The 16,069-nt window shown below is 73.1% G+C and carries 14 protein-coding genes; 8 read left to right on the top strand and 6 right to left on the bottom strand.

The annotated features are described in order from the left end of the window. Positions 1 to 2: 2 nt before the first annotated feature. Positions 3 to 494, bottom strand: a complete 492-nt coding sequence (locus AC1DZC_RS10480; protein ID WP_477037508.1) for a QcrA and Rieske domain-containing protein — start codon at positions 492 to 494, stop codon at positions 3 to 5. A 125-nt stretch (positions 495 to 619) separates the two neighbouring features. After that, positions 620 to 2,422 (bottom strand): MDR family MFS transporter, encoded by a 1,803-nt coding sequence (locus AC1DZC_RS10485; protein ID WP_477043202.1) that lies wholly within the window; start codon positions 2,420 to 2,422, stop codon positions 620 to 622. A 156-nt stretch (positions 2,423 to 2,578) separates the two neighbouring features. Between AC1DZC_RS10485 and AC1DZC_RS10490 the strand changes: the two genes are divergently transcribed. The 4 genes from AC1DZC_RS10490 (at position 2,579) to AC1DZC_RS10505 (ending at position 7,819) form a co-directional block, all read left to right on the top strand. Next, positions 2,579 to 3,247 carry a copper resistance CopC family protein gene (locus AC1DZC_RS10490; RefSeq protein WP_477043203.1) on the top strand — a complete coding sequence of 223 codons (669 nt, stop codon included), beginning with the start codon at positions 2,579 to 2,581 and terminating at the stop codon, positions 3,245 to 3,247. Between the two features lie 23 nt (positions 3,248 to 3,270). Beyond that, on the top strand, positions 3,271 to 5,358 hold the full coding sequence (locus AC1DZC_RS10495) for a bifunctional copper resistance protein CopD/cytochrome c oxidase assembly protein (RefSeq protein ID WP_477043204.1): 2,088 nt from the start codon (positions 3,271 to 3,273) through the stop codon (positions 5,356 to 5,358). A gap of 60 nt (positions 5,359 to 5,418) precedes the next feature. Continuing rightward, positions 5,419 to 7,470 (top strand): S9 family peptidase, encoded by a 2,052-nt coding sequence (locus AC1DZC_RS10500; RefSeq protein ID WP_477043205.1) that lies wholly within the window; start codon positions 5,419 to 5,421, stop codon positions 7,468 to 7,470. Between the two features lie 94 nt (positions 7,471 to 7,564). After that, entirely contained in the window at positions 7,565 to 7,819 is a 255-nt protein-coding gene (locus AC1DZC_RS10505) for a DUF6458 family protein (protein ID WP_477037503.1), read from the top strand. Positions 7,820 to 7,870: 51 nt separating this feature from the next. On the opposite strand, the gene AC1DZC_RS10510 is transcribed toward AC1DZC_RS10505, so the two are convergent. From AC1DZC_RS10510 to AC1DZC_RS10520, 3 genes are all read right to left on the bottom strand, one after another. Continuing rightward, the gene (locus AC1DZC_RS10510; RefSeq protein WP_477043206.1) at positions 7,871 to 8,542 is read right to left on the bottom strand and encodes a class F sortase; all 672 of its coding nucleotides are present in this window, start codon (positions 8,540 to 8,542) and stop codon (positions 7,871 to 7,873) included. Between the two features lie 7 nt (positions 8,543 to 8,549). After that, positions 8,550 to 9,377, bottom strand: coding sequence for a DUF4397 domain-containing protein (locus tag AC1DZC_RS10515; RefSeq protein WP_477043207.1), 828 nt, complete (start codon positions 9,375 to 9,377; stop codon positions 8,550 to 8,552). A gap of 78 nt (positions 9,378 to 9,455) precedes the next feature. Further along, a complete protein-coding gene (locus AC1DZC_RS10520; RefSeq protein ID WP_477043208.1) occupies positions 9,456 to 10,163 on the bottom strand; it encodes an alpha/beta fold hydrolase in 708 nt (235 codons plus the stop codon). Between the two features lie 65 nt (positions 10,164 to 10,228). Here AC1DZC_RS10520 and AC1DZC_RS10525 point away from each other — a divergent pair, with 65 nt between their 5' ends. The 4 genes from AC1DZC_RS10525 to AC1DZC_RS10540 all read left to right on the top strand — a co-directional run bounded on the left by AC1DZC_RS10525 (position 10,229) and on the right by AC1DZC_RS10540 (position 13,953). After that, the gene (locus tag AC1DZC_RS10525; RefSeq protein ID WP_477043209.1) at positions 10,229 to 10,951 is read left to right on the top strand and encodes a helix-turn-helix transcriptional regulator; all 723 of its coding nucleotides are present in this window, start codon (positions 10,229 to 10,231) and stop codon (positions 10,949 to 10,951) included. Between the two features lie 73 nt (positions 10,952 to 11,024). Next, the gene (locus tag AC1DZC_RS10530; protein ID WP_477037498.1) at positions 11,025 to 12,029 is read left to right on the top strand and encodes a chymotrypsin family serine protease; all 1,005 of its coding nucleotides are present in this window, start codon (positions 11,025 to 11,027) and stop codon (positions 12,027 to 12,029) included. A gap of 42 nt (positions 12,030 to 12,071) precedes the next feature. Then, positions 12,072 to 12,287, top strand: coding sequence for a hypothetical protein (locus tag AC1DZC_RS10535; RefSeq protein WP_477037497.1), 216 nt, complete (start codon positions 12,072 to 12,074; stop codon positions 12,285 to 12,287). Positions 12,288 to 12,516: 229 nt separating this feature from the next. Then, the gene (locus tag AC1DZC_RS10540) at positions 12,517 to 13,953 is read left to right on the top strand and encodes a GGDEF domain-containing protein (protein ID WP_477037496.1); all 1,437 of its coding nucleotides are present in this window, start codon (positions 12,517 to 12,519) and stop codon (positions 13,951 to 13,953) included. Between the two features lie 97 nt (positions 13,954 to 14,050). Here the strand turns inward: AC1DZC_RS10540 and AC1DZC_RS10545 are convergent, their stop codons facing one another. Further along, on the bottom strand, positions 14,051 to 16,048 hold the full coding sequence (locus AC1DZC_RS10545; RefSeq protein WP_477043210.1) for an NHL domain-containing thioredoxin family protein: 1,998 nt from the start codon (positions 16,046 to 16,048) through the stop codon (positions 14,051 to 14,053). Positions 16,049 to 16,069: the final 21 nt, after the last annotated feature.

The raw sequence follows: 16,069 nt of genomic DNA on the forward strand, positions 1-16,069 counted from the left end.
GCTCAGGCCTTCCCCGCCACGACGGCACCGTCGGTGACGTGCACGTCGATCTCCGGCAGCGGCGACGGGGCCGGTCCCGAGACGTTCTTGCCGGACAGGTCGTAGATCGACCCGTGGCACGGGCACTTCAGCTCCTTGCCGTCCGGCTTGACCGTGCAGCCCTGGTGCGTGCAGATCGCCGAGAGGGCGACGACCGTCCCCGCCTCCGGCTGGGTCAGGATGATCGGCTTGCCGTCCGCGCCCGTCGCGGCGAGAGCGCCGCCCTCGGGGATGTCGGAGAGCTGCGCGAGGGTGCCGTCGCTGGACCCGCCCGTGGCGCCCCCGTCGGAACCGGTGTCCGAGCCGCTGCCTCCGCACGCCGCCAGCACGCCGGCCGCCGCGACGCCCATGGTCACCATGCCGGCGCGCATCAGCACCTGGCGTCGGTCCAGGCAGCCGGTGCACCCGGCGTCGTGCGAGTCGAGCGTCTCGGGGGATTCCAGCAGCGGGGACATCTCCACCTCCGTGGGCGAGCGGGACGAGCGGTCACCCGTTGTCACGAGACGGAGGTCGCGATGGTTCACCGCGCGCGGCACCGGTTGCGACGACGCTAGCCGCCTGACCTGTGCCGCGCTCGGGTTCAGCTGCCCTGGGCCGGTTCTGTTTCCGCCCGTTCGACGGCGGCCTGGTCCGCGACGATCGCCGAGACCCCGCCGACGGCGGTCGCCCCGGCCGCCGCAGCTGGCGCGGCCGCGGCGGCGGCGTCGGCCGCGTCGGCGTCCATGCGCCCCTGGATGCCGGAGACGTTGCGCAGCGGCAGCTCGGGCAGGAGCGCGGTCAGCAGGATGCCGAGGGCGATGATGCAGGCCGCGACGAGCAGCACGAGGTCGATGGACTCCGAGAAGCCGTCGAGGAACGGCACGGCCAGCCGGGGGTCCAGGTTGTTGATGAACGACGAGTCGTTGAGCGACGGCAGCGTGCCGCCGGCGCCGTTCACCAGGTCGAGCACGGGCGCGTTGGCGGGGTTCGCCTGCACCGCGGGGTCGGCCAGCGCCGCCTGGAACGACGGCGTCCCGAGTGCCGTCGCGAAGGCCGCCTTGATGTTGTCCCCGACCGTGGAGAACAGGATCGACAGGAACACGGCGGTGCCGAGCGTGCCGCCCATCTGCCGGAAGAACAGGGAGGACGACGTCGCGACACCCATGTCGCGCACCGGCACGGCGTTCTGCACGGCCAGCACGAGCGGCTGCATCGTGAAGCCGAGACCGAGGCCGAAGACGATCGAGCAGGCGAAGATGAAGTTGAGCGACGTGTCGGTCTGGATGCGCGAGAACATCAGCGACCCGCCCGCCATGAGCACCGTGCCGAAGACCGGCAGGAACTTGTAGCGGCCGGTCCGCGAGGTGAACTGCCCGGCGATGATCGAGCCGGCCATGATGCCGAGCGTGAACGGGATGAGCGTCAGGCCCGCCGAGGTGGGGGTCTGGCCCTTGACGATCTGGAGGTAGAGCGGCAGCGTCGCCAGGCCGCCGAACATGCCGAGGCCGATGACCACGTTGGCGCCCGCGCCGATCGAGAAGGTCTTGTTGGAGAAGAGGTAGAGCGGCAGGATCGCGTCGCCCTTGGCGAAGCGCTCCGCGACGATGAACGCGATCAGGCCGACCACCGTGATGGCGTAGCAGGTGATGGCGTTGGCGGAGTCCCAGCCCCACTCGCGGCCCTGCTCGGCGACGAGCAGCAGCGGGACGAGCGTCACGACCAGCAGCAGGGCGCCGGGCCAGTCGATGCGGTGCGCGACCTTCTTGAGCGGCGGCAGGTGCAGGACGCGCGAGATGACGACGAGCGCGATGATGCCGATCGGCACGTTGATGAGGAACACCCAGCGCCACCCGGCGATGCCGAGGATCGTCTCGGCGCCGGCGAAGAAGCCACCGACCACGGGGCCGAGCACGCTGGAGACGCCGAAGACGGCGAGGAAGTAGCCCTGGTAGCGGGCGCGCTCGCGGGGCGGCACCAGGTCGCCGAGGATCGTGATGGCCAGCGCCATCAGACCGCCGGCGCCGAGGCCCTGCAGCGCGCGGTACCCGGCCAGCTCGTACATCGAGTTCGACGTGCCGGACAGCAGCGACCCGAGCACGAACAGCGAGATCGCGATCATGTAGAGCGGCTTGCGCCCGTAGATGTCGGAGAGCTTGCCGTACAGCGGCGTCGAGATGGTCGCCGTGAGCAGGTACGCGGTGGTCACCCACGCCTGCAGCGAGAGCCCGTTGAGGTCGTCGCCGATCGTCCGGATCGACGTGGCGACGATCGTCTGGTCCAGCGCGGCCATGAACATGCCGAGCATCAGGCCGCCGAGGATCGTGAGGATCTCGCGGTGCGTGGGGGCGGTGAAGCCGGACGAGGACGGCGCGTCGGTGCTCGTCTCAGTGCTCTGCTGGGTCACGGGGGGCCTTCTCGAAACGGGGGGAACGCGCGAGGCGAGGGGGCAACTGGTTGCGCAGGACAACCATCCCGCACTCAAGAGCCAACAACCAACGGGCCCGGATGTGTTCCCGGTCACCCGGGCCTTCCCCCGGGGCGAGCGGCTACCGTGTCCGGCATGTCCGAGCCAATGACGGCCCTGCGCAGGGCCGTCCGGCGCGTAGTCGCGGTCGTCGTCGGACTCTGCGCACTTGTCCTGCTGGGCGCCCAGGCGGCCCAGGCCCACAACCAGCTGGTCGGCACCGACCCGCCCACCGATGCGGTCCTGGTGGTGATGCCGGACCACATCACGCTGACCTTCGCAGAGGACGTCTCGCCGCTGGGTGTGGCGCTGATGGTGCACCGGCCCGACCAGGCGATCGTCAACGTCGGGGTCCCGACGACCGAGGGACCTGTGGTCACGCAGGCGATCGCCGGCGACCTGCCCGCAGGCCTCTACCGGGTCATGTGGCGGGTGACGTCCGACGACGGCCACGCGATCGAGGGTGAGTACACCTTCACCACGCAGACGGCGACGACGATCCAGGCCCTCGCCGCGCCGGTCGACGTCGCCGGGGAGCCGGTCGCGGAGCAGCCGATGGTCATGGACCACGGGACGATGGTGCCGGCGACCCCGTCGGCGACCGCGTCGACCGCTCCGGACGCCTCGGCGCCGGCCGTGGCCGACCCGGTCGCCGCGGAGGCCCGACAGGTGCCCGCAGGCCTGCTCGTCGCGGTCGTCGCGGTCCTCGTCGCCGCCGGTGGCCTGACGGCGGTGCTGCTCATGCGGCGCCGTCCGCTGGACTGACCGCGGCAACCTAGGCTGAGCGGGTGAGTGCGCCGGCGACGAGCGCCGGTCGGACCGGCGCCGCTTTGGGTCCGTGGCGGGTCGTCGTCCTGCCGGCGGCCGCCGTGGTGTTCGCGCTGCTCGGCATCTGGTTCTCGGGTGCCGCGGTCGCGACCGTCCTGCGCGACCCCGGACCGCTCGTCCGGTGGGGCCTTCCGGCGTCGTCGGCGCTGTCGGAGATCGCCGGGTCGGTGACGCTCGGCGCGCTGTTCCTGGCGGTGGGGATCCTGCCGCGGCTGTCGGCCGGACCTGCACGCAACGCCCGGTCGGGCATCGGCACCGCCGACGGGTCCGCGTATCCGCGCAGCCTCCTGGTCGCCGGCGTCGCCGCGGGCACCTGGACCGTGCTGTCGATCGTGCACCTGGTCCTCACCTACGCCGACGTGGCGGGGCAGCCGGTGTCGTCGGCGGACTTCGGGCAGCAGCTCGGGGTGTTCGTCACCGAGCTCGACCTCGGCCGCACGCTGCTGATGATCACCACCGTCGCAGCCGTCGTCACGGCCCTGTCGCTCGTGGTCGCGACCCCGACCGGTGCCGCGTGGACGGGTGTCCTGGTGCTGATCGCGCTGTACCAGCAGGCGCAGCTCGGGCACGCCGCCGGGGCGTCCGGGCACAGCATCGCGACGTCGTCGATGGTGGTCCACCTCATCGGCGCCGCGCTCTGGATCGGCGCGCTCGCGGCGCTGGCCCTGCTGGTCACGCGCATCGGCACCGACCTGTCCGTGGCGGTCGCCCGGTACTCCGTCGTCGCCGGCTGGTGCTTCGTCGCCGTCGGGGTGTCCGGCCTGGTCAACGGTCTGCTGCGCACCGGCGGATGGTCGGACCTCACGACGACGTACGGCGTCCTCCTGATCGCCAAGGCCGCCCTGTTCGGGGTGCTCGGCCTGCTCGGCCTGGCGCACCGGCGGCGGGTCCTGCCGCGGCTGGCGGGTGGCTCCGCGGGGTCCCTGAAGCGGGTCGGCGGGCTGCTGTTCTGGCGGCTCGTGCTCGTCGAGCTGGTCGTCATGGGCGCCGTCTCCGGCGTCGCGGTCGCGCTCGGCGCCACCGCCCCGCCCGTCGCCGAGGAACCACCCGCCGACCCGACGCCGGCCTACCAGATCACCGGGCACCCGCTGCCGCCCGAGCCGACCGCGCTGCGCTGGATCACCGAGTGGCGCTGGGACCTGGTGCTCGCGTTCGCGGTCGGTGCCGGGCTCGTCGTCTACTGGCGCTGGGTGCTGCGGCTGCGACGCCGCGGGGACACGTGGCCCATGGCCCGGGCGATCTCGTGGACCGTCGGCGTGCTGCTGTTCGGCTGGGCGACGAACGGCGCGCCCAACCTGTACGGGCACGTGCTGTTCAGCGGCCACATGATCCAGCACATGACGCTGGCCATGCTGGTACCGCTCTTCATCGTGCTCTCCGCGCCCGTCACCCTGGCCCTGCGCGCCCTGCCGGTCCGGTCGTCGCTGCTGCGGTCCGACGACTCCCGCGGGCCGCGCGAGTGGATCCTCGTCCTCGTGCACAGCCACGTCGGGACGTTCCTGGCGAACCCGCTGGTCGCGGCCGTGAACTTCATCGGCTCGATGGTGCTCTTCTACTACTCCGGCCTGTTCGAGTGGTCGCTGCGCACCGACGTCGGGCACCTCGCGATGGTGCTGCACTTCTCGCTCGCCGGGTACCTGTTCGTCAACGCGCTCGTCGGCATCGACCCCGGGCCGCGCCGGTGGGGCTACCCGCAGCGAATCCTCCTGCTGTTCGGCACGATGGTGTTCCACGCGTTCTTCGGGGTCACGCTCGTCACCAGCGACGCCCTGTTCGTCGCCGACTGGTTCGGCCTCATGGGTCGGCCCTGGGGTGCGTCGGCCATCGCCGACCAGCAGGCCGGCGGCGCGTTCGCCTGGGGCATCGGCGAGCTGCCCACCCTGATCCTCGCCGTGGTGGTGGCGGTGCAGTGGTCGCGCGACGACGAGCGCGCGGCCCGGCGCCGGGACCGCCGCGTCGACCGCGACGGCGACGTCGAGATGGACGAGTACAACGCGATGCTGGCGTCCCTGGCCGCCCGGGACGCGGAGAAGCCGCCGGCTCCCTGAGGGGACCGGCGCGGGCGCCGGCATCCCGCCCGGTCGAGCGGGCGTGATAGGACGGTGCGCATGGGTGAGACCTCGTTCCACGACCTCGACGACTATGTTTCGATCCCGCGGCTGAGCGGGCTGGTGCTCAGCAAGGACGGGACGCGGCTGGTGACGAGCGTTGCGACGCTCGACAGCAAGAAGACCAAGTTCGTCACCGCGCTCTGGGAGGTGGACCCGGCCGGTGAGAACGCGCCGCGGCGGCTGACCAGGAGCGCGAAGGGCGAGGCCAGCGCGGCGTTCACGCACGACGGAGACCTGCTGTTCACCAGCGCGCGGCCCGACCCGGACAAGACCGACGACGACGACCCGGTGCCCGCGCTCTGGCTCCTGCCGCGGGACGGTGCGGAGGCTCGCGTGGTCGCGGACCGGGGTGCCGGGCTCGGGGACGTCCGGGTGGCGCGGGACGCGCCGGTGGTGCTGCTCGGGTCGGACGTGCTGCCGTCGGCGACCGACGACGAGGCCGACGAGAAGCTGCGCAAGGCGCGTAAGGACAAGAAGGTCTCGGCGATCCTGCACGACGGGTTCCCGGTCCGGTACTGGGACCACGACCTCGGGCCGGCGTCGCCGCACCTGTTCACGGCGACCCTGAGCGAGCACGTCACGCACCCGCTCGCCGGCGCGACGGACCCGCGGCTGACCCTGACGGACGCCACGCCGGACGGACGGCGGCACCTGATGGACCAGTCGTCGTCGATCAGCCCCGACGGGAAGACCGTCGTCAGCGGCTGGATGGTCCCGCAGAAGGCCGGTGCGAGCCGCAGCGTGCTGGTGGCGATCGACGTCGAGACGGGCGAGCGCCGCGTCCTCGTCGACGATCCCGAGGCCGATCTGTGGGGTCCGGTGGTCTCGCCCGACGGACGCTGGGTCGCGTACGCGCGCGAGACGTTGTCGACGCCGTACAAGGCGCCGGTCGTGCGGCTCGCGGTGGTGGCCCTGCACGGTGGCGAGCCGCGGATCCTGGCCGATGCCTGGGACCGCTGGCCGCACGGGCCGGTCTGGCTGCCGGACTCGGACGCACTGCTGGTCACGGCCGACGACGACGGACGCGGGTCGATCTTCCGCATCGACCTGGCCTCGGACGACGTCAGCAGGGTGACCAGCGACGACGCCGTCTTCACGGACGTGAGCGTCAGCCCCGACGGCCGGACCGCGTACGCGCTGCGGACCTCGTACACGGCTCCGTCGCACCCGGTCCGGATCGACCTGACGCAGAGCGGTCCGGTGGCCAGCACGCCGCTGCCGAGCCCGGTCGCGCCGGTCGAGCTGCCGGGTGTCCTGGAGGAGGTCGAGTCGATCACCGACGGTCGCCGCGTCCGTGCCTGGCTGGCACGGCCGCAGGGGACGGAGAAGGTCCCGCTCGTCCTGTGGATCCACGGCGGTCCGCTCGGCTCCTGGAACGCGTGGTCGTGGCGCTGGAACCCGTGGATCCTCGTCGCGCGCGGGTACGCGGTGCTGCTGCCGGACCCGGCGCTGTCCACCGGCTACGGGCAGCAGTTCGTCCAGGACGGCTGGGGAGCCTGGGGCGCGGCGCCGTACACGGACCTGCTCGCGATCACGGACGCGGCGGAGGCCCGTGACGACATCGACGCAACCCGCACGGCCGCGATGGGCGGCTCGTTCGGCGGCTACATGGCCAACTGGGTGGCTGGCCACACCGACCGGTTCCGGGCGATCGTGACGCACGCGAGCCTGTGGGCGCTGGACCAGTTCGGCCCGACGACGGACGTGGCCTACTACTGGGGCCGCGAGATGACCGAGCAGATGGCGCACGACAACTCCCCGCACCGGCACGTCGGGTCGATCACCACGCCGATGCTCGTCGTTCACGGCGACAAGGACTACCGCGTGCCCATCGGCGAGGGGCTGCGGCTCTGGTACGAGCTGCTGTCCAGCAGCGGGCTCCCCGCCGACGACGAGGGCAGGAGCCCGCACCGGTTCCTGTACTTCCCCGACGAGAACCACTGGGTGCTCAGCCCGCAGCACGCGGTCGTCTGGTACCAGGTCGTCGAGGCCTTCCTGGCCCAGCACGTGCTCGAGGAGGAGGTCCTCTACCCGGACACGTTGGGGTGATGTCCGCCGTCTCGACGTGCGGTCCGGCGCCTGCGGGACCAGACTCGCCGGTCATGGACGGGCGACCACATGCCCGCCGGGACGGAGGACCGACATGGGTATCGGAGGCGGAATCGCCCTCATCGTGGTGGGCGCGATCTTGTCGTTCGGGATCAGCGACCGCATCGACGGCGTGAACCTGACCGTGATCGGCTACATCTGCATGGGTGCGGGCGTGATCGCGTTGATCCTCGCGATCATCATGAACGCCCAGCGCAACAACACGACGCACCGTGAGGTCGTCGAGCAGCGGACCACCCCGCAGGCGCCCCCCGCGCCGCCCGCACCGCCGGCACCGCCGGCCGTCTGACCCCTCACACGAACGCCGCCGACCCGGGCACGAGGTCGGCGGCGTTCGTCGTCACCCGGAGACGGGCGAGGCGGTCACCACGACGTTGTCCGTGTAGTGGCCGACGTCGGGCCGCCACTGGCCGCCGCAGGTGATCAGCACGAGCTGCGGGACGCCGGTCCGGTCGAACCACTCCGGCACGGGCGCCTGGTCCTTAGGGGTCGTCCGCACCGACACGACGACGTACCGGTGCGGGGTGCCGTCGGAGGTCGTCACGGTCACCGCCGACCCGACCGCGACGTCGCGCAGCCGGGCGAACGGTCCGATCCCGGTCTGCCGGCTGTCCACGTGCGCCGCCACGACCGTCGAGCCCGCAGGGTCCGACGGGGTCGGTCCGAACTCGTACCAGCCGGCGCGGTCGGCGTCCGACGGGAGGGCCATCTCGCCGGCGTCCGTCACGCCGACCGGGTCGACGGCCATGTCGATCCCGACGTCGGGCACCTCGAGCCGTACGGGCGCGGGCGGCGGTGCGGGCTCCTGACGGAGGGTCGCATCCCGGATCTGGACCGCGGGGACGAGCGCCGGAGCGGGCACCGACGTGGGGGCCGAGACGGGTGCGGGCATGGGTCCGCCCGTCGCCCAGTCCGACGCACCGCACCCCGCGAGGGTGGCTGCGACGAGGCTCGCGACGACCACGGCAAGGGCGCGGCTGCGCCGGCCGGCGTGCTCCAGGCCCTGTCCCACAGCGGTGTCAGGCGCGACCGGCCGGGTCGGACGACCGCCGACGAGCCAGGGCGGCGCCGACGAGCCCGACGACGAGCAGTCCGACGATCGCGAACGGCCAGACGGGCGGTCCGGCGGGATCGGCCACCAGCCCGAGCTCGCCGGCATTGACGCCCGCTGGGTCGTCCTGCAGCCCGTCGATCGTCTGCGTGGCGAGCGAGAGCGAGGTCGGCGCGGGTCCCCAGGCGTAGAGGATCGTGTTGCTGCCTTCCTTCACGGGCACGTCCGCGGGGCCGGCGAGCACGGGAGTCGTCGTCCCCGCGGCCGTCACGATCGCCGAGATCGTGCCGGCGGGGAGGGTCAGGACCTTCTCGGCCTTGCTGGGCACCGCGGCGACGACGACCACGCCGCCCACGATCACGTCGACCGGGGGTGCGACGGCGACGTGCCGGACCGTCACCCGACCCTGGCCGGCGGGCGTCCGCGAGATGTCGTTGGTGAACAGCGTCGCCGTCTTCGCGCCGGCGGCGTCCTGGTGCGCGACGAGCGTGTAGCTCTGTCCGGCGACGGCCGTGACCTCGATAGGGCCGACGAGCGCGACGGAGTCGTCGACGGCGTCCGGCGCCGTGATGACGACCGTCGACGTGCCCTCGGCGATCGTGAGCGGTCCGGCCAGCGACCCGGGCGTGAAGTTGTCGATGGTGAGCTTCTTGTTCACGTACACGTCGACGTTCTGGCCGTCGATCGCGTGCAGCACGGACAGGGTGGCCGACGACGCGGCGGTGGCGGGGAGGACGGTCAGGGCGGTGACGCCCAGGGTGCCGACGGCGAGGGCGGCGAGGAGTCGAGCGCGCATGGAGGATCCTTCGCGGGGCAGGTCCGAGGTGCTGACGCACACCACCCTCCCAGGAACCGGACATCTCGGGCAGGTCTCTCAGGCGCGAGTCGCGTCCACGATCGCCGCGGCGAGGTCGTCCGGGCGGGACCACATCGGCCAGTGGCCGGTCGGCAGGTCGACGTACGTGACGTCGAACTCGGACAGCTCCGTGAAGAACGGCGGTCCGCCGTGCGCCATCGGCTTGAGCTGCTCGGACGACAGGCTCGTGCAGATGGCCGTCACCGGCACCGTGAACCGCGCGGGGTCGCCGACGTGCACCGGGCCGCGGCGCACCGCCCCGGGGTGCGGGACCGCTCGTCGGGCGAACTCGGCGAGGTCGTCGTCGGAGAGCCCCTGCAGGCTCTGCTCGCCGAGCGCCTCCCACGGCGGAAGGTCCTCGACGGCCTGGTCCGGGCCGACCTCGGGGTTGGGCACCGCGCCGTCCTGCTGCGGTCCGCTGTCCACGTAGATCGCCCGGCGGATGCGGTCGGGGCGCTGGTCGACCACCTCGCTCAGCACCGAGCCGCCGGCGCTGTGCCCGACGAGCACGACGTCGCCGTCCAAGGTGTCGACGAGGTCGACGACGGCCCGCGCGTGGTCGTCGAGCGTGATCGAGCCGCGGTCGGTGGCGTCCGGGTCGAGCCCGGGCAGAGTGACGGGGTAGGCGGCGAGGCCCTCGTCGCGGAGCGGCCCGAGGATGCGGTCCCACGCCCATCCGCCGAGCCAGGCGCCGGGGACGAGGATGACTGAGGTCTGTGTGGTCATGCCTCCAGCATCGCGCGGTCCTGGTGACACCCCTGTGTCACCTTCGTGTCACCATGATGGGAACCATGAACCGCACCGATCGTCTGTACGCGCTCGCGGAGGAGCTGCGCCGCGTCGGGCCGGCCGGCACCACCAGTGCCCGGCTCGCCCGCCTGTTCGAGGTGTCGGCGCGCACGGTCAAGCGGGACGTGTCCGCGCTGCAGCAGGCGGGCCTCCCGGTCGCGGCGCAGGCGGGTCTCGGCGGCGGCTACGTGCTCGAGGCGTCGGTCGGCCTGCCGCCGGTCAACTTCACGCCCGCGCAGGCGGTCGCGCTCGCGCTCGCGGTCCGCGCGCTGCCGCCCGGGAGCCCGTTCGGGGCCGACGCCGACGCCGCCCGGGCCAAGGTCCTCGACGCCCTGCCGCCCGAGGCGCGCCGGCGTGCCGACGCGCTCGCCGCCCGGGTCTGGTCGCGGTCCGCACCCGCCGACGGTCCGCCCGCCGGCGTCCTGCGCGCGGTCGAGGAGTCGCTGGACCGGTCGCTGGTGGTCGCGATCGAGTACGGCTCCTCGAACGGGTCGGTCAGCCGGAGGCGGATCGAGCCCGTCCTGCTCGCGCGCACCGGTGGCGCCTGGTACCTGGTCGCGTGGTGCCGGCTGCGCGAGGACCTGCGCTGGTTCCGCCTCGACAGGGTCCTGCGGGCCGACCTCACCCCGGAGCGGTACGAGCCGCGGCCGGTCGCGTCCGTGGGCGAACCTCCGCCCGACGCCAGCCCGGTCTCGGCGCGACCGTCGGACCCGCCCGTGGCATGAGGCGCGTGTGGGTGGGGACCGGCAGACTGGCTCCGCCCGGATAGACCGGGCATTGCGAGCAGGTGGGGGACACGTGGAGGAACGCGAGGCGCGCGAGGTCAAGGCGCAGATGGCGGACTACGCACGGCAGCTGTCCGAGCGGGTCGTGCGCCCGTCGGAGGTCGCTGCCGCCGGCGGGCCGGTCCTCGCGCTGGGGCTGGCGCGGCAGCCGGACGGGTCGTACCGGCTCGCGGTGCGGTACCGGCTGGGGTTGTCCTCCGTGCGGGCGGTCGCCCGCAAGGTCGTGGACAAGGTCGGTCCCGAGGACGCGGACGTCCGCCGGACGGGCCGGATCGCGACGCTCGCGGACGACACGACCGTCCGGCCCCGACCGCCCGTGATCCGTGCGCAGTCCCTGGGCGAGACCGGCCGCGTGCGGCCGCTGCGACCTGGTGCGTCCATCGCGCACGTCGACGTCAGCGCCGGGACGCTGGGGGCGTTCGTGCACGTGGACGGCGCGGTCCACGTGCTGTCGAACTACCACGTGCTCTCGGGCACGCCGCAGGCGAAGGTCGGCGACGTGGTCGTCCAGCCCGGACCGGCGGACGGCGGCGTGGCGCCGCGGGACCGGGTCGGCACGCTGGCCGCCCGGGTGGACCTGGAGCCCCACGGGCACGCCACCGTCGACTGCGCGGTCGCGCGCCTGGACCAGGAGCTCGCCGAACCCGACCTGCAGTACCCCGTCGGCCGGGTCACGACGACGGCCGTGGCGCTCGGCGGCGAGTCCGTCGGCAAGATCGGCCGGACGACGGCCGTCACGCACGGCCGCGTGACCGCGATCGAGCTCGACGACGTGGTCGTCGGCTACGGCGACGAGCTGGGTGAGCTGAGCTTCGACAACCAGATCGAGGTCGAGTCCACGGGCTCCGGACCGTTCTCCCGCGGGGGTGACTCCGGGGCGCTGGTCTACCGTGAGGACGGGGTCGCGATCGGACTGCTCTTTGCGGGGTCGGAGTCCGGGGGTGACAATGGGTCAGGGCTGACCTATGTCAACCCGATCGATGCCGTGCTCGCCGCGTTCGGTGCGACCCTCGTCTAGGGGGTCCTCGTGGCCCTCACGGCTCGTGGGAGGCGGTGCACGGTGGCGGACATCCAGCAGGCGCGGGCTGCGAAAGAGCGGCTGCGCACGACCCTGCAGGGGCGGTCCGACGTGCGCGGGATCGGCATCGCGAGGGCGGGCGACGGGTACGAGATCCGCGTCAACGTCTCGCGGGACGGACGTCACGACCTCCCCGGCATGGTCGACGGCGTGGACGTTCATGTCCGGGTCGTCGGCGCGGTCCGGGCGAGCGCCTGAACAGCGCCCCGGCGCCTTCCGCCGTGGTCAGAGCCCTTCTGACGGCAGTTGCGCTGCGCCATTCGAGTGCGAATCGCCTGACGGTCGGCGAGTGTTCTTGTTCCCACGTGTCGGGAACTGCTCGAATGTCGCGCGGTTCGGGCGATTTGTTGCGGCAGGACGGGTGATCTCATAGACCTCTCATGCTTCGAGATCGCCCCGACGGGCGGCGAGGGACGATGATTGCCCCGTGACGCGTCGCGGTATTACGGCTCAGAGTGCGCGCTCGGACAGCAGGTCTGCGGCGAGCACCGTCGGCGTGCGCGCGCTCGCCCTTGCCGCGCACCGTCTGGACCGCTGCCGTTCCATCGACGAGGTCGCCCACGTCGCTACGTCGACCGCCCTCGAGGTCCTCGACGCCACGAGCGTCGCGTTCTGCCGGATCGACCAGGACACGTGCCGGGTCGTCGCGGTCGAGCCCCGGCCGACCGACCCGCGGCTCGTCTGGCTGTCTCGCGCGTCCTACCGCGCCAACGACCGGCCGGCCCTGCGCAACATGATCCGTGACCGCGCCAGCTGGGTCGCGCACGCTCGCACCGTCCACGACGAGCCGACGGCCGACGACGACCCCGACGCGGGCGACCCGATCGAGGTCGCGTCGCTGCGTGAGGTCGACGCCTCGACCGGTCTGGGATCGCCGCTCATCGTCAACGGCACGGTGTGGGGCCAGATCATCGCGACGCGCGGCCGCCCCGGCATCCCGTTCCGGGTCGACGACGTCGCCCGGGCCGAGGTGCTCGCGGCGCTCGTCGCCGGCGCCGTGGCGCGCGTCGACCTCGAGGCGCAGGTGCGCCACCTGGTCGCCGACGACCCGCTCACCGGCCTGGCCAACCGCCGCGTCGCGGACTCCGAGGCCGAGTCGGCGCTCGAGTCCGGCCACGAGACCTGCATCGTCATGTGCGACGTCGACGGGCTCAAGCGCGTCAACGACGACATGGGCCACGACGCCGGCGACGACCTGCTGCGCTCGGTCGCGGACGTGCTGAGCCGTGCCGCGGACGCGCTGCCGGGGTCGACCGCCGCCCGCATCGGCGGCGACGAGTTCTGCCTGGTCACCGTGGGACGCCGTCGCGCCGAGGTCGCCGAGATCATGGCCTCGACGGTGGCAGCTTTCCCGCTCCCGCACGGCGCCGCGATCTCCTACGGCATCGCCTCGACGGCCGTCACCGGCTCGGTCTCCGCGCGGCACCTCTTCCGGCAGGCCGACGCCGCGCAGTACAAGGCCAAGCGCGCCCGAGCGCGGGCCCTGCGCGCGACCGTCCCCGCCACGGCCGACCCGAACGTCACCGCCGAGCGCGTGATCGTCGCAGGCTCGTCGGCCATCGCGGCCGCCCAGTCGGGGGTCGTGCCGCGCCTGTGCGCGTTCGCCGCGGCCGCGACCGAGACGCTCGGCGGTTCCACGTGGACCGTCCTGACCCGCCGGGAGGGCTCCTCGCCCGACGAGCCCGCCGCCGCGGTCGCCCGTGGGGGCAGCCCGGCCGAGGTGGGCGCCCAGTTCGCGACGGTCGTCGTCGGCTACGGCCCGTGGCTCGTCGAGATCGGCATGTCCGCGACCGCCGCCACCGGCGACGTCGTGCTCACCTCGCTGGACGCGCTCGCGGGCGTGGCCGTGCGAGGAGCCCGCTAGCAGCAGCGCCCGCCGCGGGAGCGCGGGCGCCGCGACGTGATCGGTGCGGGGACGGGTGCGATGTGGCACCGGTCCCCGCACCGGGACGTCGGGAGGCTCAGCCGTGCAGCGGCAGCGTCAGGGTCGTCGCGCCGCCGTCGACCAGCCGGACCGGCACCCCCCAGTCCTGGGCGTTCAGGTGGCAGGCCGGGTACTCGATCGCCGGGTCGGCGTCGCACGACGCGGCGTGCGCGGTGACGTGCAGGACGCCCTCGGGCACCGCCGGGTCGAGCCGGAGCACGCGGTCGAGCGGCACGTCGTCGCCGGCGCCGTCGAGCAGCAGGCCGGGCGGCGTCGAGGACACCTGCAGGCGGGTCGAGGGTCCGTAGCGGTCGTCGTACTTCTGCCCGGTCGCGGGCGTGAACACGACGTCGAGCCGCACCTCGCCCGGTGCGAGCTCGGTGACAGGTCGCCGCGTGCGGTGCGCCCCATGGTCCTCGACCCGGCCGACACCGTGCAGCGGCAGCCGCGTCAGGCGGTGGGCCGCGGACTCGACGACGAGCACCGAGTCGTCCACGACGAGCAGCCCGCTGGGCTCGGCCAGGTCGTCGGCGATGGTGCTCACGGAACCGATGGTGCTCACGGAACCGATGGTGCTCACGGAACCGGTGGTGCTCACGGAACCGAATCGGCGGACCGCGCCGTTGTAGGTGTCGGCGATCAGCACCGACCCGTCGGGCAGCACCGCGACGCCGAGGGGGTGCTGGAGGCGCGCCTCGGAGGCCGGGCCGTCCCGGTGACCGAAGTCGAACAGCCCCTCACCGATCGCGGTGTGCACGGTCCGCTCCACCGGGTCCACCCAGCGCAGCGCCGACGTCTCGGAGTCGGCCACCCAGATCTTGTCGTCGGCGCCCACGGCGAGCCCGGACGGCTGTGCGAACCACGCCTCGTCGAACGGCCCGTCGAGAAGGCCCTCGTTCAGCGTGCCGGCGAGCTGGTTGATCGACCCCTGCCTGTCGTCGAGCTGCCAGAGCGTGTGGTTGCCCGCCATGGCGACGACGAACCCGCCCAGCGCGGGCGACCACGCCACGTCCCACGGCGAGGAGAGCTTCTGCCGACGAGGACCGGGGACGAAGTCGGAGGAGTCGTCGGACACCGTCGAGCCGAGCGCCGCCGACGCGTCGCCGGGCTCGCCGATCACCGGCTCGAAGGCGAGCGACTCGTCGGGCTCCTCGTCGTCGAACGGCAGGAAGTTGTCGGCGGCGCCGACCATGTACTGCTCACCCGTGCCGGCCACGGTGGTCACCAGCCCGTCCGACAGTCGCACGCCGCGCAGGGCGTGGTTGACCGTGTCGGCGACGAGCACGTCGTAGCCGAACCCCGGCCGCAGCTCCTCCGGCACCAGGCACAGCCCGTTGGGCTCGCTGAACCGGGCCTCGTCGCAGAGACCGTCGACGAGTCCGCGCGCGCCCGACCCGATCCGCCGGACCAGCGTCTCCCCGTCCGGCAGCAGCTCGGCGAGGCTGTGGTGCCCGGCGTCGGCGACCAGCAGGTTCCCGTTCGGCAGCGCGATCACCTTGGCGGGGAACCGCAGCGTCCCCTCGGTCGGGGCGGGCGGCACGTACGGCCCGTCGCCGCGGTGGAGGGTCCCGGCGGCCTCGTGCTTGGCGACGAGCTCCTCGACCAGGATCTCGACGTTGCGGCGGTGCCCCTCGCCCGCCATCTGCGCGACGACGTACCCCTCGGGGTCGATGACGACGAGCGTCGGCCAGGCCCGCGCGGTGTAGGCGGACCAGGTGGTCAGGGCGGGGTCGTCGAGCACGGGGTGGTGCACCTCGTAGCGTTCGACGGCCGCCGCCAGCGCGACAGGGTCGGCCTCGTGCGCGAACTTCGGCGAGTGCACCCCGACGATCACCAGGACGTCGCGGTACCGCTCCTCGAGCTCACGCAGCTCGTCGAGGACGTGCAGGCAGTTGATGCAGCAGAACGTCCAGAAGTCGAGGATGACGATCTTCCCGCGCAGGTCGGCCAGGCTGAGCGAGGCGCCGCCGGTGTTCAGCCACCCCCGCCCGACCAGCTCGGACGCACGGACCCTGGGCAGTCGACTCTCACGCACGCCCCCATTCTCCAACGTCCG

The sequence above is a fragment of the Cellulomonas sp. P2_B4 genome (assembly GCF_056404795.1).

Bases quoted from the DNA above. Each gene is read 5' to 3' on its own strand.
- AC1DZC_RS10525 (WP_477043209.1), top strand. From the start codon at position 10,229: ATGAACCGCACCGATCGTCTGTACGCGCTCGCGGAGGAGCTGCGCCGC.
- AC1DZC_RS10515 (WP_477043207.1), bottom strand. From the start codon at position 9,377: ATGCGCGCTCGACTCCTCGCCGCCCTCGCCGTCGGCACCCTGGGCGTC.
- AC1DZC_RS10490 (WP_477043203.1), top strand. From the start codon at position 2,579: ATGTCCGAGCCAATGACGGCCCTGCGCAGGGCCGTCCGGCGCGTAGTC.
- AC1DZC_RS10500 (WP_477043205.1), top strand. From the start codon at position 5,419: ATGGGTGAGACCTCGTTCCACGACCTCGACGACTATGTTTCGATCCCG.
- AC1DZC_RS10505 (WP_477037503.1), top strand. From the start codon at position 7,565: ATGGGTATCGGAGGCGGAATCGCCCTCATCGTGGTGGGCGCGATCTTG.
- AC1DZC_RS10480 (WP_477037508.1), bottom strand. From the start codon at position 494: ATGTCCCCGCTGCTGGAATCCCCCGAGACGCTCGACTCGCACGACGCC.
- AC1DZC_RS10520 (WP_477043208.1), bottom strand. From the start codon at position 10,163: ATGACCACACAGACCTCAGTCATCCTCGTCCCCGGCGCCTGGCTCGGC.